We start from the raw sequence: 25,380 nt of genomic DNA, 5'->3' as shown, positions 1-25,380 counted from the left end.
AACGAGCCGGGCTGCCAAGTGGTTTACCTGAACGACTGCACGTCCTGACGCAGACGCTCAATGAAGGCGCTGACGGGCATGACACCCAGATCAACACCGCCACGGGCACGCACGGCTACCGTTTGAGCATCACGCTCTTTGTCGCCGACCACAAGGAGGTACGGCACCTTTTCTAGCGTGTGCTCCCGTATTTTATAGCTAATCTTCTCGTTGCGCAAATCGGCCTGTACTCTAACCCCTTGTTTTTGCAACGATTGAGTCAAAGACTGCGCATATTCGGTCTGACTTTCCGCGATATTCATTACAACCACCTGCATCGGCGCCAGCCAGGACGGCATTGCACCAGCATGGTGCTCAATCAGAATACCGATGAAGCGCTCCATTGATCCGACGATTGCCCGGTGCAACATGATCGGGCGGCGACGGCTATTGTCCTCGGCGACGTATTCGGCGCCCAGACGCTCCGGCAGCACCATGTCGAGCTGCAGCGTACCGCATTGCCACGAGCGGCCCAGCGCGTCCTTGATGTGATATTCGACCTTCGGACCGTAGAAAGCGCCCTCGCCCGGCAACTCTTCCCACGTCACACCGCAGGCCGTCAGCGCGTCGCGCAGACCCTGCTCGGCGCGATCCCACGTTTCGTCAGTGCCGGCACGGGCGTCCGGACGCAAGGACAGTTTGATGTCGACGTTGTCGAAGCCAAAATCCTTGTACACGCTCATCGCCAGCGTGTTGAACGCGATCGATTCGCTGATGAACTGGTCTTCGGTACAGAAAATGTGCGCGTCGTCCTGCACGAAGCCTCGCACGCGCATCAGACCGTGCAGCGAGCCCGACGATTCATTGCGGTGGCACGAGCCGAACTCCGCATAGCGCAGCGGCAGATCGCGGTACGAGCGCAGACCATGGTTGAACACCTGCACGTGACCGGGGCAATTCATCGGCTTGATCGCGTAGTCGCGCTTTTCCGATTCGGTCGTGAACATGTTTTCACGATAGTTCTGCCAATGGCCCGACGCTTCCCAGAGCGAACGGTCCATGATCATCGGCGTCTTGATTTCGAGGTAGCCCGCATCGTTCACGCGGCGGCGCATGTATTGCTCGACCTGCTGCCACAACGTCCAGCCACGCGGATGCCAGAACACCATGCCCGGCGACTCGTCCTGCATGTGGAACAGGTCGAGCTGCTTGCCGAGCTTGCGGTGATCGCGCTTCTCCGCCTCTTCGAGCATGTGCAGATACGCTTCCTGGTCTTCCTTCTTCGTCCAGGCCGTGCCGTAGATACGCTGCAACTGCTCGTTCTTCGAATCGCCGCGCCAATACGCGCCCGCGACCTTCATCAGTTTGAAAACCTTCAGCTTGCCGGTGGACGGCACGTGCGGGCCGCGGCACAGATCCGTGAAGCCGCCGTGCGAGTACAGCTTGATCTCGTCGGTTGACGGAATCGACTCGATAATCTCGGCCTTGTACTTTTCACCGATGCTCTTGAAGTAGTCCACCGCTTCGTCGCGCGACACCACGCGGCGCGACACCGGCTCGTCCTTCTTCGCGAGATCCTGCATGCGCTTTTCAATCTTCTCGAGATCTTCCGGCGTGAAGGGACGGTTGTACGCGAAATCGTAGTAGAAACCGTTGTCGATCACAGGGCCGATCGTCACCTGCGCTTCGGGGTACAGGTCTTTCACCGCGTACGCGAGCAAGTGCGCCGTGGAGTGGCGAATGATGTCGAGGCCGTCGGCGTCTTTTTCCGTGACGATTGCGAGCGACACATCGTGATCGATCAACGCGGACGTATCGACCAGCTCACCGTCGATCTTGCCGCCGAGCGCGGCTTTCGCGAGGCCAGGGCCGATCGACGCGGCCACTTCCGCGACCGTCACCGGGTGCTCGTATTGACGAACAGAACCGTCAGGCAGACGTATCGAAACCATTGCGTTCTCCGAAATGCCGACCGGCGGCGGCATATACAACCATCAAATAAGACAAAAAAAATGCGGCCCCGCTTTCGAGGGGCCGCATTCACATTTCCTGCAAACTACATTGGCGAAAGTGGTCCTCGACTAGCGTCGCTCCGAAGTGGTTTCGGTCAACGTTCGCGGTGTCATAACCGTATTCGCCTTTTGCGCCAAGGCGCTTACTGCAGCTTGCGAAACCCCGGCAAACCGGAATTTCTCTTTCGTTGGTAGGCTCGATTGGACTCGAACCAACGACCCCCACCATGTCAAGGTGGTGCTCTAACCAGCTGAGCTACGAGCCTGAAGAAACGAGATTATATGGAGCGCCACATCGCTTGGCAAGTACTTTTGTACACCGGCACTGAAAAATCCGCGCTGCCGTTTCCGCGCATGTGAAAGACGGCACGCGGCCCCGCGTGCATCACACCTTGCGTTAACTTTTACGCCCCGCCCGCAACACGCCCGTGACTTCTCCAAGCAGCGAACAGGCGCGCTGAATCTGCGCCGCGCTCGACACCTCGACCGTGAACTGCATGAAGGCTGCATTACGACGCGTTTGTGTCTTCACACCGATCACGTTCATCTTCTCGCGCGCAAACACTTCGGAGATATCGCGCAGCAAGCCTTGACGATCCGTTGCATCAATTGTCAGGTCCACTGGGTACACCGACTGCCCGCGACCATTCATCACGTCTGCGGACCATGCGGTTTCCAATACGCGCTCGGGCGCACGCTCGGCCATTCGCATGAACGTCGGGCAATCGCTGCGGTGAATCGACATGCCCTTGCCCCGCGTAACAAAACCACTGATACCATCAGGCGGTGCCGGACGGCAGCAACGCGCGAGCTGCGTGAGCAACGCGTCGACCCCCACCACCAGCACACCGGTCGATGCGCCATGCGCGACACTCGAGCCGCTGCTGCGCTTTTCGAACTGCTCGGGTACTTCGACCTCCGGTTCGGGTGGCGGCGCATCCTGCAGTGCCTGCTCGACCTGACGCAAGCTGAACTCTTCCTTGCCGACCACCGAGAACAGGTCTTCCGTGGACTTGAAGCCGAGCTTCGTCGCAAGCTGGTCGAGATTGACCGAGGTCTTGCCTTCGCGCTGCAAAGTCTTTTCGACCATCGCCCGGCCCGTCGCGATGGTCTCCTGATACTCGACTGCGTTGAACCACGCGCGCACTTTCTGCCGTGCACGTGGACTATGCAGATAGCCAAGCTGCGGGTTGAGCCAGTCGCGCGACGGACCACCCTCTTTCACCGCGACGACCTCGACCGTCTGACCGTTCTGCAACGGCGTGTTGAGCGGCACCATCGCACCATCGACACGCGCACCGCGGCAACGGTGTCCTAACTCGCTATGCAGGTGATAGGCAAAGTCGAGCGGCGTCGCGCCTTGCGGCAACGGAATCACGCGCGCCTGCGGTGTCAAAACATAGATGTGGTCGTCGTCGAACGTGGCCTGACGTAGTTGCTCCCACGGCTGCGCCGCGCGCTTCTCGCCATGCTCACCCTCGGACACTTCATCCTTCCACGCCAGCAACTGGCGCAGCCACGCAATCTTCTCGTCGTACTTCTCGCTCGCCGTGACCTGGCCGCCGTAGCCGCGCGTGCCGGCCTCCTTGTAGCGCCAGTGCGCCGCTACGCCGTACTCGGCAAACTGATGCATCTCCTGGGTACGGATCTGCACTTCGAACGCGCGCCCGTCATCGCCGATCACCACCGTATGCAGCGACTTGTAGCCGTTCGGCTTCGGCCGCGAAATGTAGTCGTCGAATTCCTTGGGCACCGGTTGCCACAGGTTGTGCACGATACCGAGCACGGTATAGCAGTCCTTGATGTCCGGCACGATCACGCGAAACGCGCGCACGTCGTACAGCTCGGAGAAATCGAGGTCCTTGCCGCGCATCTTGCGCCAGATGCTATAGATGTGCTTTGGCCGCCCGCTCACTTCGGCGCGAATATGCGCGGCAGCCAGCTCATGCTGCAGACGCGCGATAGCCGCGGCCACATAACTCTCACGCTCCACGCGCTTCTCGTCGAGCAGCTTCGCGATGCGCTTATACGTGGCAGGCTCTTCGAAGCGCAACGCGAGGTCTTCGAGTTCCCACTTCACCTGCCAGATGCCGAGACGGTTTGCGAGCGGCGCGTAAATATCGAGCGTCTCGCGCGCTACGTCGGGAGACGGCGTCATCTTGGCCGCCGCGTAGTAACGCATCGATTGCAGCCGCGATGCGAGCCGGATCAGCACAACGCGAATGTCCTGCGCAAAGGCAAGCAGCATCTTGCGCAACGCCTCGACCTGCGCACGCCGCGCCGCCTGGGCGTCGCGTCCCGCTTCGGGAATGGCGTTCTGCGCCGCGCGCAAACTGACGGTACCCAAACGCAGCAACTTGCGCACATCGCCCACGAGTTGCGCGACCTCTTCGCCAAAGTTATCGGCGATCACGCGCTCCGGGTCTTGCAGATGCGGCGTCAGCGCGAACAAGGCCGCCGCCAGCACCGCCGGCGGGTCGACATTGAGCGTGCGCATGATCGCTGCAGTGCCCGCCGCATGATCGGCCAACAATTCGCCCGATGACAGCCGCACCTCACCCGCATGCTCCCGCACGAATGCCATCGCTTCTTCGAAGGAAGGCAGCGGAATCGGGACGGTCGTAACGGTATCGGTATTCATGGTGCGACGGCCCAACGGGCCAGACGGATCAACAGGGATTCAACAACAGTTTCAGATGCGGACCTAGCTGCGCTGTGCGGCCACGACGACCACTTCAACCAGGCACTTCGGGTTCGCAAGTTTCGCTTCGACCGTCGCTCGCGGCGGGGTTTCGCCTTGCGCGACCCACTCGTCCCACACAGCGTTCATGCCAGCGAAGTGAACCATGTCGGCGATGTAAATCTGCACCGACAACAGATGCGACTTGTCGCTGTTCACTTCAGCGAGCAGACGGTCGATATGGCCAAGTACTTCACGGGTCTGACCGGTGATGTCCTGATCCGCGTCCTCGGCAATCTGGCCGGCGAGGTACACGGTGCCGTTATGCACAGCGATTTCGGAGAGTCGCTTGCCGACGTGATGACGAATGACTGCCATGGCAATTCCTGATGATGGTTAAGATTGAACAATGCGGTTGAACGATCCTGCGTTCCGCGGCGGGTCGCTCGAAAGAGGCGCGCCGCACAACCCCATATTATGACGCGTCAGCGCCAGGTCCGATGAAGAAGCGGCGCGCAATCCCGATCTGCTCGGCGCTGAGAAACGCGGGCGCATGACCCACACCGGGGATTTCCACGCTCGACACCTTGTTGCCCTCGGCAATCATCTTCTCGACCGTTTCACGCGACAGCAGGTCGGACTTTTCTCCGCGCACTACCAGCACCGGTCCCTGAATCGCCTTTAGCGCGCCCCACAATGCAGCCTCTCCACCCGCCGCCACTTCGTCGGTAATAGCAGCGAACGGTTGGCCGATGCGGGGGTCGTAGCGGAAATACCAGGCACCGTCGCGCTCCTGCAGCAGCGGCGTGTTGATTTCGCGCCATTCTTCCGGGGTCAACGGGCCGAAGGATTGCGCCAGCAAGGCGGCGTAATCGATGCCCTGCTGCAGCGTTTCGAACTGCATGGGCTTGCCGAGATAATCGCCGATTCGCTTCACCGCGGCCGGTTCGAGATGTGGACCGACGTCGTTCAGCAGCAGCTTCTCGATCGGAGAGCCCGGCAGGCCCGCGAGACCCAGCCCGATCAGGCCGCCCATCGAGGTGCCGAACCAGTCCACCTTTTCCACGTCGAGCCGCGCGATCAGCGTGACCATGTCCGCGACGTAGTGCGGCACGGCATAGTAGTTGGGGACGTTCAGCCACGATGAAAGACCGCGGCCGACCACATCCGGACAAATCACGCGATATCTGTCCGAAAACGACGCTGCCAACCGGTCGAAATCACGCCCTGAGCGCGTGAGGCCATGCACGCACACCAGCACCCGCGGATTCGCCGGGTCGCCCCATTCCGTGTAGGCAACACGATGCAAGCCACCGGGGCTCGCACACTGCACGAAACGTTGACGGGGCGTAGCCGTGCCGGCGGCAGTATGCAGAGCTGGGGACGTGACGGTCATCAGATTTCCTTGGCGAGCACTAACTAGTGAAGACGATTGTAAACCGCTTTGCCGCGTGCCAAGGATCGTCCTGAAGACATAAGCAAATGCGCCAAGCCAACGCCCAAAACAAAGCGGGCGAAGACCCAACCCGTCTCGCCCGCTTTACTGCATCCTTCGCAGCATTCTTCACATCGGCCGTGCTTCAGCAGGACTCAACTGCAACCCTGCATCCACTCAACCGTGCCGCACACCCGCCCAATCAGCCCACAGCGCTCACATCGAGCGGCGCACCGGTCTTGGCCTTGATCTCATCCACCGTCACGCCCGGCGCCAGCTCCGTCAGCTTCAGACCGTCCGCGGTCACTTCGATCACGCCGAGGTCAGTAATGATCTGATCGACCACGCCCACACCCGTCAGCGGCAGCGTGCATTCCTCGAGGATCTTGTGCTGGTCGCCCTTCGCGACGTGCTCCATCAGCACGACGACGCGCTTGACGCCCGCCACCAGATCCATCGCACCGCCCATGCCCTTGATCATCTTGCCCGGAATCATCCAGTTCGCCAGATCGCCCTTCTTGCTGATCTGCATGGCGCCCAGAATGGCGAGGTTGATGTGGCCGCCGCGAATCATCGCGAACGAGTCCGCCGACGAGAAGATCGACGAACCCGGCAGCGTCGTCACTGTCTGCTTGCCGGCGTTGATGAGGTCAGCATCCACTTCCTCTTCAGTCGGCGACGGGCCGATGCCAAGCAGGCCGTTTTCCGACTGCAGCCACACTTCGACACCCGCCGGCACGTGGTTCGCCACCAGCGTCGGCAAGCCGATGCCGAGGTTCACGTAGAAGCCGTCCTGCAATTCCTTCGCCGCGCGCGCGGCCATTTCGTCACGAGTCCATGCCATGATTACGCTCCTTTCGCGCGGACGATGCGTTGTTCGATGCGTTTCTCCGGATGCGCATTGAGCACAATGCGCTGCACGAAGATGCCCGGCGTATGGATGGCGTCCGGATCGAGCTCGCCCACTTCCACGATTTCCTCGACTTCCGCCACGGTGATCTTGCCCGCCATCGCGCACATCGGGTTGAAGTTGCGCGCCGTGCGGCGATAGATCAGGTTGCCCGATTTGTCGGCCTTCCACGCCTTGACGAGCGCGACGTCGGCCGTCAGCGAATGCTCCAGCACGTAATGGTTTTCGCCGAACTGGCGGGTTTCCTTGCCCTCGGCAATCAACGTGCCGTAGCCGGTGTTGGTGAAGAACGCTGGAATGCCCGAGCCGCCCGCGCGCAGCTTCTCGGCAAGCGTGCCTTGCGGCGTGAATTCGAGCTCGAGTTCGCCGGCCAGGTATTGGCGCTCGAACTCCTTGTTTTCGCCCACATACGACGAGATCATCTTCTTGACCTGGCGTGTTTCGAGCAGCAGGCCAAGGCCGAAACCGTCCACACCCGCGTTATTGCTGATGCAGGTGATGCCTTTGACGCCCGAATCGCGCAGCGCCGAGATAAGCGCCTCAGGGATGCCGCACAGGCCAAAGCCGCCGACGGCGAATGTCTGGCCGTCCTTGACGATGTCCTTGAGCGCGGTAGCCGCGTCTGGATAGACCTTGTTCATCAGTGTGTCCCTTCCTTTATGGAAACCCGAAAATCCGGTACGCCGGCCGCCGGATTGGTGCGATGCGTGGTGATGCGTGGTGATGCGGGTTGAGCCCAGAACGTCATTCTAGTCATCCGCAGCCAGCCTTGCGTCGACATCGCACAGCCGGCCCGGCAGACCCTTCACCCGCGGCCTCGCTGCAGCCGTATGATTTGCCCGAAAGGGTACGATGCGCGGGCCATACGGCACAATACGCAAAAATACATAAGTGATTTTCCGCTTCCGCACCTGCTTGCGCACCTTTCATGCCCGCACTGGATTACCAAACCGCCTTCCACCTCGCGCCGATCGGCCTCGTGCTGTCGCGCGAGCGCTTCATTGAAGACTGCAACGACCAGTTGGCGTCGATCTTCGGCTGTCCGCGCGAGTCGCTGCTGGGGCAGTCGTTTCAGGTGCTGTACCCGTCGGCGGACGAGTTCGAGCGGATTGGCGAACGCATTCCGCCCATCATGACCGCGCACGGCAGCTACGCCGACGACCGGATCATGAGGCGCGCCAATGGGGAATTGTTCTGGTGTCACGTGACGGGCCGCTCGCTCGAGCGCGCTAACCCGCATGCCGCGGGCGTGTGGACTTTCGAGGATCTGAGCGCGACACGGCGCGTCGCTATCGAGCTGACTCCGCGCGAGCGGGAAATCGCCGCGCAACTGGTGACGGGCAAGACCAGCAAGCAGATTGGGCGCGTGCTGGACATCAGCTCACGCACGGTGGACGTCTACCGGGCGCGGCTGATGCGTAAATACGATACGGGCAATGCGACGGAACTGCTGCAGAGGCTGCTCGGGCATTGACGGTTGCGCAAGAGCTTGCAGCAGGTTCGCTACATGGAGCCGCTCTGCACGAAACCGGACGAATGCGCTAAAACGCGAACTCTGGCCGACAGCGGAGCCGCCTCAAACCGGCTTGACGAGCACCGCGTTTTCGATAGTCGAGCGCAGCAGATCGGGAATCGGCGCCGACTTGCCCGCCGCGTAGTCGATCCACACGCAACGCGCGGCGCCCCGTGCATAGACGGTCGACGGGTCATCGGCGCGCCTCAGTTCGAAACCGGTGTCGAAACTGCTGCGGCCTGGTGTGCCGACCGACATCCGGCCAATCACGTCGCCAGGATAATGGAGCTGCTTGAGGAACTCCATCGATGCGTTGACGATCACTGGCCCCTGCCCTTCCTCATTGCCGCCGAGAATACCCAGTTGCTCGAACCAGGAAATCCGCACCTGCTCCATGTAGCGGAAATAGACCGTGTTGTTCACATGGCCGAATGCGTCCATGTCGCCCCAGCGGATCGGCATGGACATTTCAAAAACGGGGTGGTGTTCGCTCATCGTACTTTTTCTACAGGTTGAAACGGGGCGCGGTTCTTAGACACAACTGAGGCTCAAACCCACGCCCAATCAGGAAAGCCCAAAGCCATCGTCGGCGGAAATGATCGAGCCGTTGATGAATTGTGATTCATCAGCGGCCAGCAAAAGCAGCAAGCCGTCGAGATCTTCAGGCTGACCGACACGGTGACGCGGCAGCATCGAAACCAGCTTCTGCCCCTGGTCGGTGGACCAGTGGTGATGATTGATTTCGGTGTCGATATAGCCCGGGCAGATCGCGTTCACGTTGATGCCGTGGCGTCCCCATTCCTGCGCCATCGCCTTCGTCATATGAACGACCGCGGCCTTGCTCATCGAGTAGAGGCCAATCTGCGGCAACACACGCAGACCCGCCACCGAAGCGATATTGATGATCCGGTACGACGGCTTCTGACCGCCGTTGCCACGCATGATCATGCGCTTGGCGACTTCCTGGGCCACGAAGAACGCGCCGCGCGTGTTCGTGTCGAACACGTATTCGAAATCGGCGGGCGTGACTTCCGCTAGCTTCTGCGTGGTCGAGACGCCCGAGTTATTCACCAGAATATCGATGGTGCCCGCCTCCGTCTCGGCATGCGCCACGGCCGACTTGATGCTCTGGTAATCGGTGACGTCGAGCGACACCACGTGCGCAGCGCCGCCGGAGGCTTCGATTTCGGCGCGCAATTCTTTCAGGCGTTCGGTGCGGCGGCTGGCCAGCACGACCTTCGCGCCAGCCTGCGACAGCACCTGAGCGAAGCGTTTGCCCAGCCCGCTCGAGGCGCCCGTAATCAGCGCAACCTTGCCTTCCAGATTGATCGAACGGCCCATTGTGTTTACCTTGTTCGGTTGGGGTTACACGCGCGGCGAGGCCGCGGAACTTCGTGAATACCTGGGGCATACCCGGTGAAACGCCGGGCCGCTACCGTATCACATAAATAGAACGATCGTGCTAATCTTTATTCATTGGGTTGCGGCGCCGGAACCGTTCGCCCACAATACGATCCCGAAAAAAGCATTCTAACGGTAAGAGGAGCATCAATGACCCCCGCAAGTCTCATTGAGCAGTACGGCCCGCGCGAGTCGATGGAATACGACGTGGTGATCGTCGGCGGCGGCCCCGCTGGCCTGTCCGCGGCGATCCGTCTGAAGCAGCTGGCAGCGGAAAAAGGCGTCGAAATCGGCGTCTGCGTACTGGAAAAGGGCTCGGAGATCGGGGCGCACATCCTCTCCGGCGCGGTCATGGACCCTCGCGCGCTGAACGAACTGATCCCCGACTGGAAGGAAAAAGGCGCGCCTTTGGACGTTGAAGTGACCGAAGACCGCTTCCTGTTTCTCTCCGAAAGCGGTTCGAAGAGCGTGCCCAACTGGGCGCTGCCTGACAACTTCAAGAATCACGGCAACTACGTTATCAGCCTCGCGAACGTCACGCGGTGGCTCGGCCAGCAGGCCGAGGCGCTGGGTGTGGAGATTTTCCCGGGCTTTCCGGCGGCCGAGGTTCTGTACAACGACGACGGCTCGGTCAAAGGTGTCGCCACCGGCAACCTGGGTATCGGCAAGGACGGCCAGCCGACCGAGAATTTCCAGCTCGGCATGGAACTGCACGCGAAGTACACGCTGTTCTGCGAAGGCGCGCGCGGCCATCTGGGGCGGCAGTTGCAGGATAAATTCAAACTGCGCGACGGCGCCGATCCGCAGGTCTACGGTATCGGCATCAAGGAACTGTGGGAAATCGATCCGGCCAAGCACAAGCCGGGTCTGGTGATCCATACGGCAGGCTGGCCTCTCGAATCCGACACCTACGGTGGCTCGTTCCTCTATCACCTGGACAACAACCAGGTGATGGTCGGCTTCGTGGTGGGCCTCGGCTATACCAATCCGTACCTGTCGCCGTTCGAGGAATTCCAGCGCTACAAGACGCATCCGTCGATCCGCGCGTTCCTCGATGGCGGCAAGCGCGTCTCCTACGGTGCACGCGCGATCACCGCCGGCGGCCTGCTGTCGCTGCCGAAGCTGGTGTTCCCGGGTGGGGCCCTGGTGGGCGACGACGCGGGCTTCCTGAACGCCTCGCGCATCAAGGGTTCGCACGCCGCGATCAAGACCGGCATGCTGGCCGCCGACGCCGCGTTCGATGCCGTGCAGGCCGGCCGCACGAGCGATGAACTCACGGCGTATCCGGAGGCGTTCAAAACCTCCTGGCTGCACACGGAGTTGTACCGCGCACGCAACTTCAAGCAGTGGATGAGCAAGGGCCTGTACCTGGGCACGCTGATGGTGGGCATCGAGCAGAAGCTACTGAGCGGCAATGTGCCGTGGACTCTGCACCACCAGCATTGGGACCACGAGATGCTAAAACCGGCGTCGCAGTGCAAGCCGATCGTGTATCCGAAGCCGGATGGCAAGCTGACGTTCGACCGGCTGTCCTCGGTGTTCATCTCGAACACCAATCACGAGGAGAACCAGCCGGCCCACCTGACGCTGAAAGATCCAAGCGTGCCGGTGAACGTGAACCTGAGCACGTATGCGGGGCCGGAATCGCGGTATTGCCCGGCAGCGGTGTATGAGTTCGTGAAGAACGACGATGGCAGCGAGCGTCTGGTGATCAATGCGCAGAACTGCGTGCACTGCAAGACCTGTGATATCAAGGACCCGACGCAGAATATCGTGTGGGTCACGCCAGAAGGCGGCGGTGGGCCGAACTATCCGAATATGTGATGCGACTGGTGGCGCTGGGGTGTTAGCACATTAGCGCGGAGTCACAGGACGCAAAAGCGCCGCTCGCCATGATGGATGAGCGGCGTTTTTTTTCGTCTGCGGGGTTGGGGCTTGCTGAAACGCTGTAACGATACCGCCCCGGTTCAATGCCTTGGCAACCGTACCAGCGCTTCCAGTCTCTCGCGTACGCTCGCCAGCACAGGCGCCCACGCACCGATCGCCGGCTGACGAAACAGCTCGACCGAGTCATACCATGGCGTGCGTTGCGTCGTTTGGTCGCCCCAAAACCACGCCGACACATGATCGATCATCAGACACGTCGGCACACCAAGCGCGCCGGCCAGATGAGCAGGACCGCTGTCGATGGTCACGACAAGGTCTAGATTGGCGAGTAGCGCCGCGACGTCATCGAAACCAGCCTCGAAATGCGGCGTGGGATCGACAATCTGAATGCCGTGCTCGCGCCATTGCTCGATCGTCGCAGAACGCCCTGGCGACAGCGCGAACCAGGTGATGCCTGGCACCATCAGGAGCGGCTCCAGCTGGTCGACTGGCACCGAGCGGCGCGCATCACGAATGTGCTGCGGATTGCCGTTCCACACCAGCCCGACTTTAGGCCCACCACTCACTGCCGTCTGCCCGACACGCTCGCGCCACAGCCCGGCGCGAGCCGAGTCGGCACTCAGATAGGGGCGTCCCCAGCCTGCCGAATCGAAGATGCCGAGCCGTAACGGCAAGCTCATCAGCCCACAGTGGAAATCCGGCTGGGTGATGAGGCTGGTTTCGAGCGCCACATCGGAGGGCAACATGCGCTCGAACAGGTGCCGCAGCGGCCCGTCGTGGCCAAAGATCACCCGGCCGCCCTCGCGCCGTGCCCGCTCAGCGAGCAGCGGCAAAAAGCGCACGGCCCACAGGCAATCGCCGTTGCCTTGCTCGCCGTACACGATCAGCGTCTTGCCGGCCAACGACTCACCCTGCCAGTAGCTGCTGATCTCGGCGAGCGCACGATGTGCGTCGTTCAGGTCGTCGCCAAATGCGATGCGTGATTCGTAGTTTGCCCAGCCGTCGTCATAGCGGCCGGAGCGTATTTCCAGCTCCGACAGATCGAACGTCGCGTGCGCGTTGTTCGGCGACAGTTCGAGCACACGCCGCAACAGTGTCTCGGCTTCGGCAAAGCGAGCCTGTTCCTTGATGCACAACGCGAGCTTGTGCAGCGCGACCGGATTACCCGGCACCACCCGCACGGCCTCGCGCAACAGACGCTCAGCTTCGTCGAAATCGTCGCGTTGCTGGATGGCGGCGGCGCGCCAGACGAGCGCGTTAGCATCTTCCGCGTTGCGCGCAAGCAGCAACGACGTCGCCGAGTCGACCAAAGGCCAGTCGCGCAGCATAAATCCGGTTTGAGCAATGATGTGAAGCAGCGTCGGATCGCAAGCGGGATCGAGCTGATAGGCCTGCACCAGTGCGACAAGCGCTTCGCGCTGCTGGTCCCGGTTACGCCCTGCCGCCTGCAGCAAGGCTTGGCCGAACGCCAGCCAGTCCGTGGCGCTCGCTTGCGGCGTGGTGACTCGCGCACGCAACTGCGACAGCGCGTCCGCGCCGTCGGCTGCACGGGGATTCGGGTCGATCATTGCGGAATTCCGACACAGACGATAAGTCGCGCGGAACGCGACTTACGGCGCGCTCGCCGCGATCTTCGGCGTAGTAACGACCACATCACCGCACTGCGCGCGATGGCGCAGCGCATGGTCGATCAGCACCAGCGCCAGCATCGACTCGGCGATAGGCGTCGCACGAATACCGACGCAAGGATCATGACGCCCAAAGGTCTCGACGATGGCCGGTTGCCCAGCCTTGTCGATGGAGCGCCGCGGCGTACGGATACTCGAGGTCGGCTTGATGGCGATCGATACCGTGATGTCCTGCCCCGTCGAAATCCCGCCGAGCACGCCGCCCGCGTGATTGCCGACAAAGCCTTCCGGAGTCAGTTCGTCGCCATGCACCGAGCCGCGCTGGGCGACGCTGGCAAAGCCCGCACCGATCTCGACGCCCTTCACCGCATTGATGCCCATCATGGCATGCGCGATATCGGCGTCGAGGCGGTCGAACAGCGGCTCGCCGAGCCCGACCGGCACGCCCGAGGCAACCACGTTGATGCGCGCGCCGATCGAATCGCCATCCTTGCGCAGCGCGTCCATGTACTCTTCGAGCTGCGGCACCACCTCGGCGTTCGCCGCGAAGAACGGGTTTTCGCGCACGTGCGACCAGTCGACAAACGGCACTTCGATCTCACCAAGCGTCGCCATGTAGCCGCGAATCTCGGTGCCGAAGTGCTCGCGCAGCCACTTCTTGGCCACGGCGCCAGCCGCAACAGTAGGCGCCGTCAGACGCGCCGACGAACGGCCGCCGCCACGATAGTCGCGGATACCGAATTTCTGCCAGTAGGTGTAATCAGCATGGCCCGGACGGAACGTATCCGCGATGTTGCCGTAGTCCTTGCTGCGCTGGTCCGTGTTGCGAATCAGGAGCGCAATCGGCGCACCGGTGGTGACGCCTTCGAACACGCCCGACAGGATCTCGACCTTGTCCTCTTCCTTGCGCTGCGTGACGTGACGCGAGGTGCCCGGCTTGCGGCGGTCCAGTTCGACCTGGATATCTTCTTCGACCAGCGTCATTCCCGGCGGGCAACCGTCGATCACACAGCCGATAGCGGGACCATGCGATTCGCCAAAGGTCGTGACAGTGAAAAGCGTACCAAGCGTATTGCCGGACATGAGCGTCGTCCAAAGAGATGCGGGGAAACCGCTATTATGCCAGCCTCGTCTAAGGCGAGGGCCGCACCAGACGGGCGTTGGCCGAACGGACAAGTGACGGCGGCCCACGCAAGTCGCCGCCCGCCACGCGGGTCGGCGCGCGCTAGCGAGGCACAGCACAGCACAGCACAGCAACTCAGGGTAGCAGAGCAGCAGTCCCTACTTCCGCGCCCCGCGCAACTCCGTCACGATCTGCTGCAGCCCCTCCGGCGTCACCTGCGCCGGATCGAGCGGCTCGCCGACCGCCAGCGTCAGCCGGCTCATCACACCTTTTTGCACCGGTCGCGGCCAGCGCGTCTCGGCGCCACGTGAAAACACGCTGCCCCACAGCCCGCGCAGGGCCATCGGCACCACCGGCGCCGGCGTGCGACGGATGATCTCGGTCACGCCATGACGGAACGGGTTCAGATCACCGGTCCTGGTCAGCTTGCCTTCCGGGAAAATGCACACCAGGTCACCCTCAGCGAGCGCCCGCGCGCAGGCTTCATAGGCCCGCGTTAGCATTTCCGGGTCCTCGTGCGACGGCGCGATCGGAATAGCCTTCGCGTGACGAAACACCCAGCCGGCAAACGGCGACCTGAAGATGTGGTGATCCATCACGAAGCGGATCGGACGCGGGCTTTCGGCCATGATGACGATCGCGTCCACATAGCTCACGTGATTGCACACCAGCACCGCCGCGCCCTCCTCCGGAATGCGCTCGGCATGCACGAGCCGGATCCGGTAGAACGTATGCACCAGCACCCATGCGATAAAGCGCAGCAGGAATTCCGGCACCAGCGAGTAGATGTAGGTGGCCACCACGATGTTGAGCAGGGCAGTCACCAGGAAAAGACCCGGAATGCTGACGCCCGCGGTGGTCAAGGCCATCGCCATCAGCGCCGAGACGATCATGAACAGCGAGTTGAGAATATTGTTGGCTGCGATGATGCGTGCACGATGGCTCGGCTGGCTGCGGCTCTGGATCAGCGCATACAGCGGCACGCTATAAAGGCCGCCGAACACGGCGAGCAGGAACAGATCGGCAAGCACGCGCCAGTTGGCGGGCATCGTGAGGAATTCGCCGACGCTCAGCAAATGCGCTGCCGGCGGTAACGCGTGGCTTGCAAAGAACAGATCAATGGCGAACACGCTCATACCGATCGAGCCGAGCGGCACGAGGCCGATTTCGATGCGTCGCTTCGAGAGCCGTTCGCACATTAGCGAACCGAGCCCGATGCCGATGGAAAACGTGCCGAGCAGCACGGTGACGACATCGGGATTGGCCGACAGCACGTCCTTGGCAAAATTGAAAAACGACGACAGAAACGTCGCGCCGACAAACCACAGCCACGAAATACCCAGCAGGCTCAGAAACACCGTGCGGTTTTCGTGGGCGATTTTCAGATTGCGCCACGTTTCGCTGACCGGATTCCAGTTGATCTGCAGATCGGGCTGCGGCGCCGGCGTAGCGGGCACAAACATGGACACGACGCGCCCCACCAGCGCAATCCCGACGCAGGCGCAGGCCAGCACCACGGCGCCATGTTCGACGAAGCCCGCCGCTTCTCCGCCGATAATCGTGCCGATCAGGATCGCGACGAAGGTGCCCATTTCGACCATGCCGTTGCCGCCGACCAGTTCCGTTTTCGCCAGATGCTGGGGCAGGTACGAATACTTGACCGGGCCGAACACGGTGGAATGGACACCCATCAGAAACGTGCACAGATACAGCAGCGGCGCGCTATGCAGCCAGAAACCCGTGCCGCCGATCAGCATCACAGCGATCTCGAACGTCTTCACAAAGCGCGTCAGCATCGCCTTGTCGTACTTGTCCGCGATCTGGCCGGAGGTGGCCGACAACAGCACGAACGGAAGGATGAAGATCGCCGAGATCAGGAACGCCGCGGTCTTCGCATCGACCCCGGAAAAGCGCGCCGTCTGATACGTTACGAGCGACGTAAAGCCGATCTTGAACACGTTGTCGTTCATGGCGCCCAGGAACTGGGTCCAGAAAAACGGCGCAAAGCGTCGCTCGCTGAGCAGGCGGAACTGGGATTCGTGTGCGTCGCTAGTGCGGGTTGCGCGGCGGGCGGCGGGTATCGGACGATCGCTCATGTAGTTGGGAAATAGGAGAAAGGACCGCGCGGATGCAAAAAAGGCGCGCGCTTTCGCGCACGCCCCTGGACCTATACCTCAGGCTTGTGGCAACTTGATGGCCGCTGCGACCGGACCCGGCCAACACGGTCATCGCCGGGCATTTAGCCCGTCTGTTGCTCCCGCTCTTCCGGCCAGTCGCGGATATAGGCCTTGAGCATGCGGTTTTCGAAGCCCTGCTCCTCGACCACGGCCTTTGCCACGTCGTAGAACGAGATCACGCCCATCAGCGTGCGGCTCTCCATGACCGGCAGATAGCGCACGTGGTGCTCGAGCATCATGCGGCGCACTTCGTTCACATCCGTTTCCGGCGTGCACGTGAGCGGATGGTCGTCCATGACCTTACGGATAGTCGCGGTGCCGACGCTGCCGTGATGTTTGCTGAGTGTCAGGATGATTTCCCGGAACGTCAGCATGCCGACCAGATCGCCATATTCCATGACTACCAGCGAGCCGATGTCGTGCTCGGCCATCGCATTGACTGCGTCGAGCAGCGGCGTATCCGGCGTGACGGTAAACAGGGTATTGCCCTTGACCTTGAGAATGTCGCTGACTCGCATGATTGTCTCCTTTGTCGACCGGGGTTAGCGCTTTGGCGCCTACTCGCGGTCCCATGCACGGGTGATTGCGGAATCTGGTGAAGCCGTTAATACATGACTGATTTCGATCCTAGCGGAAAGGCCTGTAAAAGGAAAGCGGGCCGCCCACCAAGGCGGGACGGGCGTGGCAGCGCCCCATACAGGGAAAATCGGACTTGAAGCCGTCAACCCCGATGATACGATGCCTCCACTTTGACCCTTCGCGGAGCTGCCCGTGGCTCCGCCGCCCAGGATGTCCGCCAACCGTTTCGATACGCTTGCGCTGCATGCCGGCGCAGCCCCCGATCCCACGACCGGTGCGCGCGCCACGCCGATCTACCAGACCACCTCGTTCTCGTTCCGCGACACCGACCACGCCGCCGCGCTGTTCAACATGGAACGCGCCGGCCACGTGTATTCGCGGATTTCGAACCCGACCGTGGCCGTCTTCGAAGAGCGCGTCGCCGCGCTGGAAAACGGCGCCGGCGCGATCGGCACGGCCAGCGGCCAGGCCGCGCTGCATCTGGCGATCGCCACGCTAATGGGCGCCGGCGCACACATCGTCGCGTCTGGCGCCCTGTATGGCGGCTCGCACAATCTGCTGAACTACACGCTGCGCCGCTTCGGCATCGAAACGACTTTCGTCAAACCCGGCGATCTGGACGGCTGGCGCGCCGCGCTGCGCCCGAACACCCGCCTGCTGTTCGGCGAAACCCTAGGCAATCCCGGGCTCGACGTGCTGGATATTGCCGCGGTCGCCGGGATCGCGCATGAGCACCGCGTACCGCTGCTGGTCGATTCGACCTTTACGACGCCGTACCTGCTCAAGCCCTTCGAGCATGGCGCGGATTTCGTCTACCACTCGGCGACCAAGTTCCTCGGCGGTCACGGCACTACCATCGGCGGTGTGCTGGTTGACGGCGGGACCTTCGACTTCGACGCGTCCGGACGCTTTCCCGAGTTCACCGAACCGTATGAGGGTTTCCACGGCATGGTGTTCGCCGAGGAAAGCACCGTTGCCCCCTTCCTGCTGCGCGCCCGCCGCGAAGGGCTACGTGACTTCGGCGCGTGTCTGCATCCGCAAGCCGCCTGGCAACTGCTGCAGGGGATCGAAACGCTGCCGCTGCGTATGGACCGGCACGTTTCGAACACCCGCAAAGTGGTCGAATTTCTCGCTGCCCACGCCGCGGTCGAATCCGTCGCGTATCCCGAACTGGACTCGCACCCGGATCACGCGCTCGCCATGCGCCTGCTGCCACGCGGCGCTGGCGCCGTGTTCAGCTTCAACCTGCGTGGCGACCGTGCCGCCGGACGGCGCTTCATCGAAGCGCTCTCGCTGTTCTCGCATCTGGCGAACGTCGGCGACGCCCGTTCGCTGGTGATCCATCCCGCCTCTACCACCCATTTCCGCATGGACGCCGCCGCACTCGCCGCGGCGGGCATCGCCGAGGGCACCATCCGCCTGTCGATTGGCCTCGAGGATCCGGACGATCTGATCGACGACCTCAAGCGCGCACTCAAGGCCGCGCAGAAGCCCACCAGCGGCAGCGCCGCCAAACCAAAGAACAGTCCCCAAGGCTCCGGCAACCCCAGCGGCGGCGCACCCAGGGAGTCCGCATGATCCTCGAGGTCCAGAACAAGGCGGCCTACGCGTACACCGGCGGCAAACCGTTCGACTGCAGCCTGCCTTGCGCGGTGTTCATCCATGGCGCCGAGCACGACCACAGCGTGTGGGCGCTGCAAACCCGTTACTTCGCGCATCACGGCTTCAGTGTGCTGGCCGTCGACCTGCCGGGCCATCATCGCAGCGCTGGCCCCGCGCTCACCGATATCGCCTCCATGGCCGACTGGCTCGCCGCGCTGCTGGACGCAGCCGGCGTGGCACGCGCCTGCGTGATTGGCCACAGCATGGGCTCGCTCGTCGCGCTCGAATTTGCCGCGCGCTATCCGGAACGTGCGAGCGGTCTCGCGCTGGTCGCCACTGCCGTGCCGATGGCCGTCTCCGACGCCCTGCTCGACGCCGCGCTCAACCGCGAGCCGGAGGCGATCGGCATGGTCAATCAATGGTCGCATTCGACGCTGGCCGCGAAACCATCCTGCCCCGGCCCGGGCTTCTGGCTGCACGGCATGAACCAGCGGCTGATGGAGCGGCTATCGGCCAAAGGCGAACCCGGTTTGTTCCACACCGACTTCACGGCCTGCAATGCCTACGCCGATGGCCTTGCACGCGCAGCCCAGGTGCGCTGCCCGGTACAGCTGATCGTGGGACGGCGCGACGCCATGACGCCGCCGCGCGCCACGAAAGCGCTCGCTCAGGCTTTTGCAGAAGCCGGTGCAACGGTCGCCACGGTAATGCTCGATGCCGGCCACGCGCTGATGACCGAGCAACCGGACGCAACGCTGGACGCGCTGTTCAGTTTTGCGTCGGGCCTCGACAGCCAATCCGCATAAAGCTATGCAGTTCCGCTCAATCGCTTCTGTAAGCTCGACAATAGCGCCGCCCGGCGGCGCGCACCATCGGCCGAATGGCCAGGTTGCGCGCATCCGCCGATAGCCGCACAATGATTCAGGCCCATCCGGTTTCAGGCGCACAAACGATGCACTTGTCGCTGGCCGGGTTCGCCATGCCGCATAAACGGGCATGGCGGGGGATGGACCACAAGAGAGCAGCGAAACGGAGGCCAAGATGTCTCAAACCGCTCATACCGAACGCTTCGCGAATTTCGCGGAGTTTTATCCGTTTTACCTCGAGGAGCATCGCAACGTTGTTTCGCGGCGCCTGCACTTTGTCGGCTCGCTGGGCGTGATCGGCTGTCTGGCCATGGCATTAGCCACCGGCGATTGGCTGTGGTTGCCGGCTGCGCTCGTCAGTGGCTATGGGTGTGCATGGATCGGGCATTTCTTCTTCGAGAAGAACCGCCCGGCCACATTCCGGCACCCCGTCTACAGCCTGATGGGCGACTGGGTGATGTTCAAGGATATCTGCGTCGGGAAGATTTCCCTTTAGCGCAAAGGCATGCCGTTCACGCCGTCTGATGCGGCATTGACGAATTCCGTCCCTCGGCTTCGGCCGCTGCCCGCACGGCACGCGCTGAGGCCCGCAGGGCGAGCAGTGACGCGAGCGACACACTCAGCTTGTCGTTCTCCAGCGCCGCGAGCAACGTCGCGCCGTCCACCCGCGTGGACTCCAGATTGAGCTGATATTCGAGCTCCGCGCGATCGATCACGAACAGGTCGAAAAGCCGTTCCACTGTCACCTGGGCGGGATTGGCCAGCAGCAGGAAACGCGGGCGCGAGCCGTCTTCCTGCAGACGCGCGATCCACTCGATCTCCTCGAGCGTATCAATCAAATGGGTGGTCGTATCCATATCCCGGCGCAGCATGCGCGCGAGATCCTGCAACGTGTACCCAGGCTTGCCCGCTTCGCGCGCCTCGGAAAGCCGCGCGAGCATTTCGAGCGCATCGAACAGATTGCTGCCCGCAAAGCGCGGCCGGTGAAACTGCCCTATGCGGATCGCCGGTAGCGCCGACGCCACCATCGCCCCCGCCAGCGTGATGAACCAGCTCAGGTACATCCACAGCAGGAACATCGGCACCGCCGCAAACGCGCCATACACCGCCGTATAGGTCGGAATGCGCCGGATGTAATAGCCGAAGCCACGTTTCGCCAGTTCGAATGCGATGGCCGCGCCCAGGCCGCCAACCACTGCATCGCGCCACTCCACCCGGCAATTCGGCAGATACACGTAGAGCATGGTGAAAGCGAGCACCGTAAGCGGCAGCGCTGCTCCGGTCAGCGCCCAATCGATCAGCGGCGTGATGTGCTGCGCGGCGCTGAACGCCATCGAGCGTGTGAACAGATACGAAGAAATCGACAGGCTCACGCCAATCAGGATCGGCCCCAGCGTGATGACGGCCCAGTAGACCAGTACCCGCTGCGCAAAGGGCCGCGGCTTGCGCACCCGCCAGATCACATTGAACGCGGATTCGACGGTCATCATCGTCATCACCGAAGTGACGAACAGGACGATCATGCCCATCGTCGTCAGGCCCTTGGCCTTGGCCGCGAATTCGTTGAGGTACCTGAAAATCTGGTCGTTGATCTGCGACGGCATCAGATGGTCGGCCAGAAAACCCTGCAGCGACATCTGGAACGAACCGAAGATCGGGAACGCGGTGAACAAGGCGAACGCCACCGTCGCAAGCGGCACGAGCGAGAGCATGGTGGTGAACGTCAGACTGCCGGCCACCTGGGGAATGCGATCTTCGCTGCTGCGCTTCGCGGCGAATTGCGCGAGACGTTTAAGCGTATCGAGGTCGAAACGCACCCTGGACAACAAACCCTGCCTCCTTGCTTCATGAACCGTGTAGGGCTCGCGCCGGTTGCCCGCGAGCCGCCTGTGCTGCGGACCCAACCCCTATAATACCTGCTCACTCGATCAGGCCTATGAAAGACATTCTCGTGCTCTATTACAGCCGTTACGGCGCCACGCGCGAGCTCGCGCTGGCGATCGCGCACGGCGTCGACAGCGTCCCCGGCATGCAGGCGCGCGTGCGCACCGTGCCGCCCGTCTCGACCGTCTGCGAGGCGACCCAGCCCGATATTCCGGCGGAAGGCCCGCCCTACGTCGAGCTGCGCGATCTGGAAGAATGCGCGGGCCTCGCGCTCGGATCGCCGACCCGCTTCGGCAATATGGCCGCTGCACTCAAATACTTTCTCGACGGCACCACACCGCAGTGGCTATCCGGCGCCTTGGCCGGCAAGCCGGCCTGCGTGTTCACGTCCACGGGCAGTTTGCACGGCGGCCAGGAATCCACGCTGTTATCGATGATGTTGCCGCTTCTGCATCACGGCATGCTGATCGTCGGCATCCCGTATACCGAGACCACGCTGACCACCACGCTGACGGGCGGCACGCCCTACGGCGCATCGCATTTCGCGCGGGCCGATTCTGCGGAACACGGTATTTCCGCAGATGAGAAAACGCTTGCCGTCGCGCTCGGGGCACGCGTCGCACGCACGGCCGCCGCCATGAGCGAACGTCCGTGAGCACGCCCGATTCAGTTTCGACGCCCGCGCGGCGGCGCGGTGCGGCGCTCGGCTCAGCAGCGGCCCTGATCGCGCTGATCGTGCTTTCGGTCGCATGGGAATGGTGGCTTGCGCCGCTGCGTCCGGGCGGCACCGCGCTCGTTCTCAAAGCCATACCGCTGCTGCTCGCCCTGCCCGGCGTGCTGCGCCAACGGCTTTACACGCTGCAATGGGCGTCGATGCTGATCCTGCTGTATTTCGCCGAAGGGATTGTGCGCGGCTGGAGCGAGCGCGGCCTCTCCGCTCAGCTCGGCTGGCTCGAAACGTTGCTTGCTGTCGTTTTCTTCGTTTGCGCGCTGGCGTATGTCGGCCCGTTCAAACGGGCGGCAAAGCGTGCGAAACGGGCCGCATAAAGCCATGCACCTATGCCGCCTGTCCGATTGCGGCCCGCAACGCGCAGCTCCCAAAGATCAACCGTAGACGAGGCGACGTCGCGTGTTCGCCTCTCTCTTCTGACCGACCATCATGACCCATTCCGCTTCTCAAACGGCACCTAACCTGGCCTCAGGCGATGCCTTCATCGCGGCCTGCCGCGACGCTATCGGTGTAGCACACGTTCTGACCGAATCCCACGACACCGCCTCCTACCTCACCGACTGGCGTCGCCGCTACACCGGCGCGGCCTGCGCGGTACTGTGTCCGGCGACACCCGCCGAGGTTGCCGCTCTGGTGAAGCTGGCAGTGGAATATGGCGTCGCACTGGTGCCGCAAGGCGGCAACACGGGCCTGGTCGGCGGAGCCACGCCGGATGCCGGCGGCGCACAAGCGGTGCTCAGTCTGCGCCGTCTAAACCGCGTCCGCGATATCGACCCGCACAACAACACGATCACCGTCGAAGCGGGCGTGATCCTCGCCGACGTGCAGGCCCGCGCGGAAGAAGCCGGCCGTCTGTTCCCGCTGAGTCTGGCGGCCGAAGGCAGTTGCACGATCGGCGGCAATCTCGCCACCAACGCGGGCGGCACCGGCGTGCTGCGCTATGGCAACACGCGCGAACTCTGTCTCGGTCTCGAAGTGGTGACCCCGCAAGGCGAGTTGTGGGACGGCCTGCGTGGCCTGCGCAAGGACAACACCGGCTACGATCTGCGCGACCTGTTCATCGGCGCGGAAGGCACGCTCGGCATCATCACCGCGGCCGTGCTGAAGCTGCATCCGCAGCCGGCGGCGCGCGTCACGGCGCTTGCCGCGCTCGCCTCGCCGCACGCTGCGCTCGATTTTCTCGCACTCACGCAGCGCTTTGCCGGTCCGCTTCTGACCGGCTTCGAGTTGATGTCCGATTTCTGCCTGCGACTCGTTAACCGGCATTTCGCTCAGATGCGCTATCCGTTCGCCGAGCCGCACGCGCAAGTCGTGCTGCTCGAACTATCGGACAGCGAAAGCGAAGAACACGCACGCGCCCTCTTCGAACGGCTGATGGAAACGGCGCTCGAGGAAGGACTGGTGCAGGACGCAGTGGTAGCGGAAAACCTCGCGCAATCGCGGGCTTTCTGGAATCTGCGCGAACACATTCCGCTCGCGCAGGCCGAAGAAGGTCTCAACATCAAGCACGATATCGCCGTGCCAATCTCACGCATCGGGCACTTCATCACAGAAACGGACGCCGCGATTGCGCAAGCCGTGCCGGGCGTACGCATGGTCACGTTCGGTCACCTTGGCGACGGCAATCTGCACTACAACGTGCAAGCCCCCGAAGGCGTCGATGCGAAAGCGTTTCTCGCGGAGTACCAGAGCCCGATCAACCAGATCGTCTACGACAGCGTGCATCGCCATCGCGGCAGCATCAGCGCGGAACACGGGCTCGGCCAGTTGAAGATCGACGAGGCGATGCACTACAAGCAGGACGTGGAAGTGCAGTTGATGCGAGCCGTCAAACGCGCGCTCGATCCACTCAACCTGATGAATCCCGGCAAGGTGCTACGCTAGGAGTACAGGCTTTCCATCCACAAAGGAGTGCCGTTCGTGAAGATCCGTGTGCTGTCCGACCTGCATCTGGAGTGCGACGAGCCGGAAGTGATCCCGCATGCGCAGGCGGATCTGATTGTGCTTGCCGGCGATATTCACAATCACGCAGCGGGTGCGCGCTGGGCCGCCGAGACGTTCGACGGGGCTGCGCCCGTCGTCTATGTGCCAGGCAATCACGAGTACTACGACGGAGAATTCGGCGCGCTGGAAGCGGCCATGCGCGATGCGGCAGCATCGGTCGAGAACGTGCACTTTCTGAATAACGCTGCGCTGGTGGATCCCGCTGGCGAATGGCGCGTGCTTGGGACCACCTTGTGGACCGACTTCACGCTCTATGGCGCTGACGAGGAGGCGCTGGCGATTTCGACGGCAGCAGCCCAGCGCGTCATGCTCGACTTCAAAGGTTTGATCCAGCTCACGTGGCCGCACGACGTCTCGGCCGCGGCGAACACCACTGCCACACGCGATTTCACCCCTGCCGACTCCCTCGCGCTACATGCACAGGCGCGCGCGTGGCTAGAGCGGGAATTGAGCAAGCCATTCGCGGGGAAAACCATCGTGGTCACGCATCACGCGCCGCACCGGTTGAGTCTCGCCGAGCGTTACGCGGATGACCGCGTGTCGGCCGGCTTCGTCAGCCATCTGCCGACGCTGGTGCGCTCACCGGTTGTGCTGTGGATTCACGGTCACACTCACACGGCGTTCGACTACACCGTTGAGGGCACGCGGGTCATGTGCAATCCGCGTGGCTACCTCGACCGCCGCACTGGACAGCCGGAAAATCCGCAGTTTGCGTGGGACAGGGTGGTCGAAATATAAGATGCTTGAGCCGACACGGGCAGCGTCATCGACGCTACCCGCACACGCTCAGCGGCGGCGCTGATATCCCGCTGCGTCGCGACGTTCGGCGCGGATCGGCACCAGTTGCGGCTGCGCACGCAGGTTGCGCAACAGATCGCGCGAGGCGGCAATTCCAATCAGTCCCAGCATGACGGCCACGCCGATCAGCAGATGCGTATCCATGAGTCCCTCTTCGTTCCAGTAAATTCAG

23 protein-coding genes and 1 tRNA gene are annotated in these 25,380 nt (G+C 62.6%); 9 read left to right on the top strand and 15 right to left on the bottom strand.

Going from position 1 to position 25,380, the window contains the following annotated elements; all coding sequences use genetic code 11:
• Nucleotides 1-23: 23 nt before the first annotated feature.
• The 7 genes from thrS to P3T20_RS25810 all read right to left on the bottom strand — a co-directional run bounded on the left by thrS (nt 24) and on the right by P3T20_RS25810 (nt 7,657).
• Nucleotides 24-1,931: a threonine--tRNA ligase gene (gene thrS / locus P3T20_RS25840; protein WP_074265986.1), complete on the bottom strand. Its 1,908-nt coding sequence runs from the start codon at nt 1,929-1,931 to the stop codon at nt 24-26.
• A 249-nt stretch (nt 1,932-2,180) separates the two neighbouring features.
• Nucleotides 2,181-2,257, bottom strand: a tRNA-Val gene (locus tag P3T20_RS25835).
• Nucleotides 2,258-2,388: 131 nt separating this feature from the next.
• The gene (locus P3T20_RS25830) at nt 2,389-4,632 is read right to left on the bottom strand and encodes a RelA/SpoT family protein (protein ID WP_074263966.1); all 2,244 of its coding nucleotides are present in this window, start codon (nt 4,630-4,632) and stop codon (nt 2,389-2,391) included.
• A gap of 63 nt (nt 4,633-4,695) precedes the next feature.
• Nucleotides 4,696-5,049 (bottom strand): RidA family protein, encoded by a 354-nt coding sequence (locus P3T20_RS25825; RefSeq protein ID WP_074263965.1) that lies wholly within the window; start codon nt 5,047-5,049, stop codon nt 4,696-4,698.
• Between the two features lie 97 nt (nt 5,050-5,146).
• Entirely contained in the window at nt 5,147-6,067 is a 921-nt protein-coding gene (locus P3T20_RS25820) for an alpha/beta fold hydrolase (protein WP_074263964.1), read from the bottom strand.
• 241 nt (nt 6,068-6,308) lie between these two features.
• The gene (locus P3T20_RS25815) at nt 6,309-6,950 is read right to left on the bottom strand and encodes a CoA transferase subunit B (protein WP_074263963.1); all 642 of its coding nucleotides are present in this window, start codon (nt 6,948-6,950) and stop codon (nt 6,309-6,311) included.
• Nucleotides 6,951-6,952: 2 nt separating this feature from the next.
• Complete coding sequence (locus P3T20_RS25810) at nt 6,953-7,657, bottom strand: CoA transferase subunit A (RefSeq protein WP_074263962.1); 705 nt, start codon at nt 7,655-7,657, stop codon at nt 6,953-6,955.
• 287 nt (nt 7,658-7,944) lie between these two features.
• Here P3T20_RS25810 and P3T20_RS25805 point away from each other — a divergent pair, with 287 nt between their 5' ends.
• The gene (locus P3T20_RS25805) at nt 7,945-8,490 is read left to right on the top strand and encodes a LuxR C-terminal-related transcriptional regulator (protein WP_074263961.1); all 546 of its coding nucleotides are present in this window, start codon (nt 7,945-7,947) and stop codon (nt 8,488-8,490) included.
• Between the two features lie 102 nt (nt 8,491-8,592).
• Here P3T20_RS25805 and P3T20_RS25800 read toward each other — a convergent pair whose 3' ends face one another.
• Nucleotides 8,593-9,024 (bottom strand): acyl-CoA thioesterase, encoded by a 432-nt coding sequence (locus P3T20_RS25800; RefSeq protein ID WP_074263960.1) that lies wholly within the window; start codon nt 9,022-9,024, stop codon nt 8,593-8,595.
• A gap of 69 nt (nt 9,025-9,093) precedes the next feature.
• Nucleotides 9,094-9,870, bottom strand: coding sequence for an SDR family oxidoreductase (locus tag P3T20_RS25795; RefSeq protein ID WP_074263959.1), 777 nt, complete (start codon nt 9,868-9,870; stop codon nt 9,094-9,096).
• Between the two features lie 210 nt (nt 9,871-10,080).
• Here P3T20_RS25795 and P3T20_RS25790 point away from each other — a divergent pair, with 210 nt between their 5' ends.
• Nucleotides 10,081-11,754 (top strand): electron transfer flavoprotein-ubiquinone oxidoreductase, encoded by a 1,674-nt coding sequence (locus tag P3T20_RS25790; protein ID WP_074263958.1) that lies wholly within the window; start codon nt 10,081-10,083, stop codon nt 11,752-11,754.
• A gap of 143 nt (nt 11,755-11,897) precedes the next feature.
• Here P3T20_RS25790 and P3T20_RS25785 read toward each other — a convergent pair whose 3' ends face one another.
• From P3T20_RS25785 to P3T20_RS25770, 4 genes are all read right to left on the bottom strand, one after another.
• Nucleotides 11,898-13,385: a tetratricopeptide repeat protein gene (locus P3T20_RS25785; RefSeq protein WP_074263957.1), complete on the bottom strand. Its 1,488-nt coding sequence runs from the start codon at nt 13,383-13,385 to the stop codon at nt 11,898-11,900.
• A gap of 42 nt (nt 13,386-13,427) precedes the next feature.
• Nucleotides 13,428-14,528 carry a chorismate synthase gene (aroC, locus tag P3T20_RS25780; protein ID WP_074263956.1) on the bottom strand — a complete coding sequence of 367 codons (1,101 nt, stop codon included), beginning with the start codon at nt 14,526-14,528 and terminating at the stop codon, nt 13,428-13,430.
• A 198-nt stretch (nt 14,529-14,726) separates the two neighbouring features.
• Nucleotides 14,727-16,664 (bottom strand): MFS transporter, encoded by a 1,938-nt coding sequence (locus P3T20_RS25775; protein WP_074263955.1) that lies wholly within the window; start codon nt 16,662-16,664, stop codon nt 14,727-14,729.
• Between the two features lie 143 nt (nt 16,665-16,807).
• On the bottom strand, nt 16,808-17,263 hold the full coding sequence (locus tag P3T20_RS25770) for a CBS domain-containing protein (RefSeq protein WP_074263954.1): 456 nt from the start codon (nt 17,261-17,263) through the stop codon (nt 16,808-16,810).
• 271 nt (nt 17,264-17,534) lie between these two features.
• Between P3T20_RS25770 and P3T20_RS25765 the strand changes: the two genes are divergently transcribed.
• The 3 genes from P3T20_RS25765 to P3T20_RS25755 all read left to right on the top strand — a co-directional run bounded on the left by P3T20_RS25765 (nt 17,535) and on the right by P3T20_RS25755 (nt 20,288).
• A complete protein-coding gene (locus tag P3T20_RS25765) occupies nt 17,535-18,902 on the top strand; it encodes an O-acetylhomoserine aminocarboxypropyltransferase (RefSeq protein WP_074263953.1) in 1,368 nt (455 codons plus the stop codon).
• Nucleotides 18,899-19,732 carry an alpha/beta fold hydrolase gene (locus P3T20_RS25760; RefSeq protein WP_074263952.1) on the top strand — a complete coding sequence of 278 codons (834 nt, stop codon included), beginning with the start codon at nt 18,899-18,901 and terminating at the stop codon, nt 19,730-19,732. The genes P3T20_RS25765 and P3T20_RS25760 overlap by 4 nt, the downstream gene beginning before the upstream one ends.
• 235 nt (nt 19,733-19,967) lie before the next feature.
• Nucleotides 19,968-20,288: an Mpo1-like protein gene (locus tag P3T20_RS25755; RefSeq protein ID WP_074263951.1), complete on the top strand. Its 321-nt coding sequence runs from the start codon at nt 19,968-19,970 to the stop codon at nt 20,286-20,288.
• A gap of 16 nt (nt 20,289-20,304) precedes the next feature.
• On the opposite strand, the gene P3T20_RS25750 is transcribed toward P3T20_RS25755, so the two are convergent.
• Nucleotides 20,305-21,621 carry a YihY family inner membrane protein gene (locus P3T20_RS25750; RefSeq protein WP_074263950.1) on the bottom strand — a complete coding sequence of 439 codons (1,317 nt, stop codon included), beginning with the start codon at nt 21,619-21,621 and terminating at the stop codon, nt 20,305-20,307.
• Nucleotides 21,622-21,728: 107 nt separating this feature from the next.
• Here P3T20_RS25750 and wrbA point away from each other — a divergent pair, with 107 nt between their 5' ends.
• The 4 genes from wrbA (at nt 21,729) to P3T20_RS25730 (ending at nt 25,148) form a co-directional block, all read left to right on the top strand.
• Complete coding sequence (gene wrbA / locus P3T20_RS25745) at nt 21,729-22,331, top strand: NAD(P)H:quinone oxidoreductase (RefSeq protein WP_074263949.1); 603 nt, start codon at nt 21,729-21,731, stop codon at nt 22,329-22,331.
• On the top strand, nt 22,328-22,723 hold the full coding sequence (locus tag P3T20_RS25740) for a DUF2069 domain-containing protein (RefSeq protein ID WP_074263948.1): 396 nt from the start codon (nt 22,328-22,330) through the stop codon (nt 22,721-22,723). The genes wrbA and P3T20_RS25740 overlap by 4 nt, the downstream gene beginning before the upstream one ends.
• Before the next feature lie 112 nt (nt 22,724-22,835).
• Nucleotides 22,836-24,290, top strand: a complete 1,455-nt coding sequence (locus tag P3T20_RS25735) for an FAD-binding oxidoreductase (protein WP_083611371.1) — start codon at nt 22,836-22,838, stop codon at nt 24,288-24,290.
• A gap of 36 nt (nt 24,291-24,326) precedes the next feature.
• Nucleotides 24,327-25,148 (top strand): metallophosphoesterase, encoded by an 822-nt coding sequence (locus P3T20_RS25730; RefSeq protein ID WP_074263947.1) that lies wholly within the window; start codon nt 24,327-24,329, stop codon nt 25,146-25,148.
• 48 nt (nt 25,149-25,196) lie between these two features.
• Here the strand turns inward: P3T20_RS25730 and P3T20_RS25725 are convergent, their stop codons facing one another.
• A complete protein-coding gene (locus tag P3T20_RS25725) occupies nt 25,197-25,352 on the bottom strand; it encodes a hypothetical protein (RefSeq protein WP_167379378.1) in 156 nt (51 codons plus the stop codon).
• Nucleotides 25,353-25,380: the final 28 nt, after the last annotated feature.

Origin of the sequence: Paraburkholderia sp. GAS206C, from assembly GCF_050435645.1 — a bacterium.
In the GTDB taxonomy this organism is placed as follows: Bacteria; Pseudomonadota; Gammaproteobacteria; order Burkholderiales; family Burkholderiaceae; genus Paraburkholderia; species Paraburkholderia phenazinium_B.
This window is presented reverse-complemented; position numbering and strand designations above follow the sequence as displayed.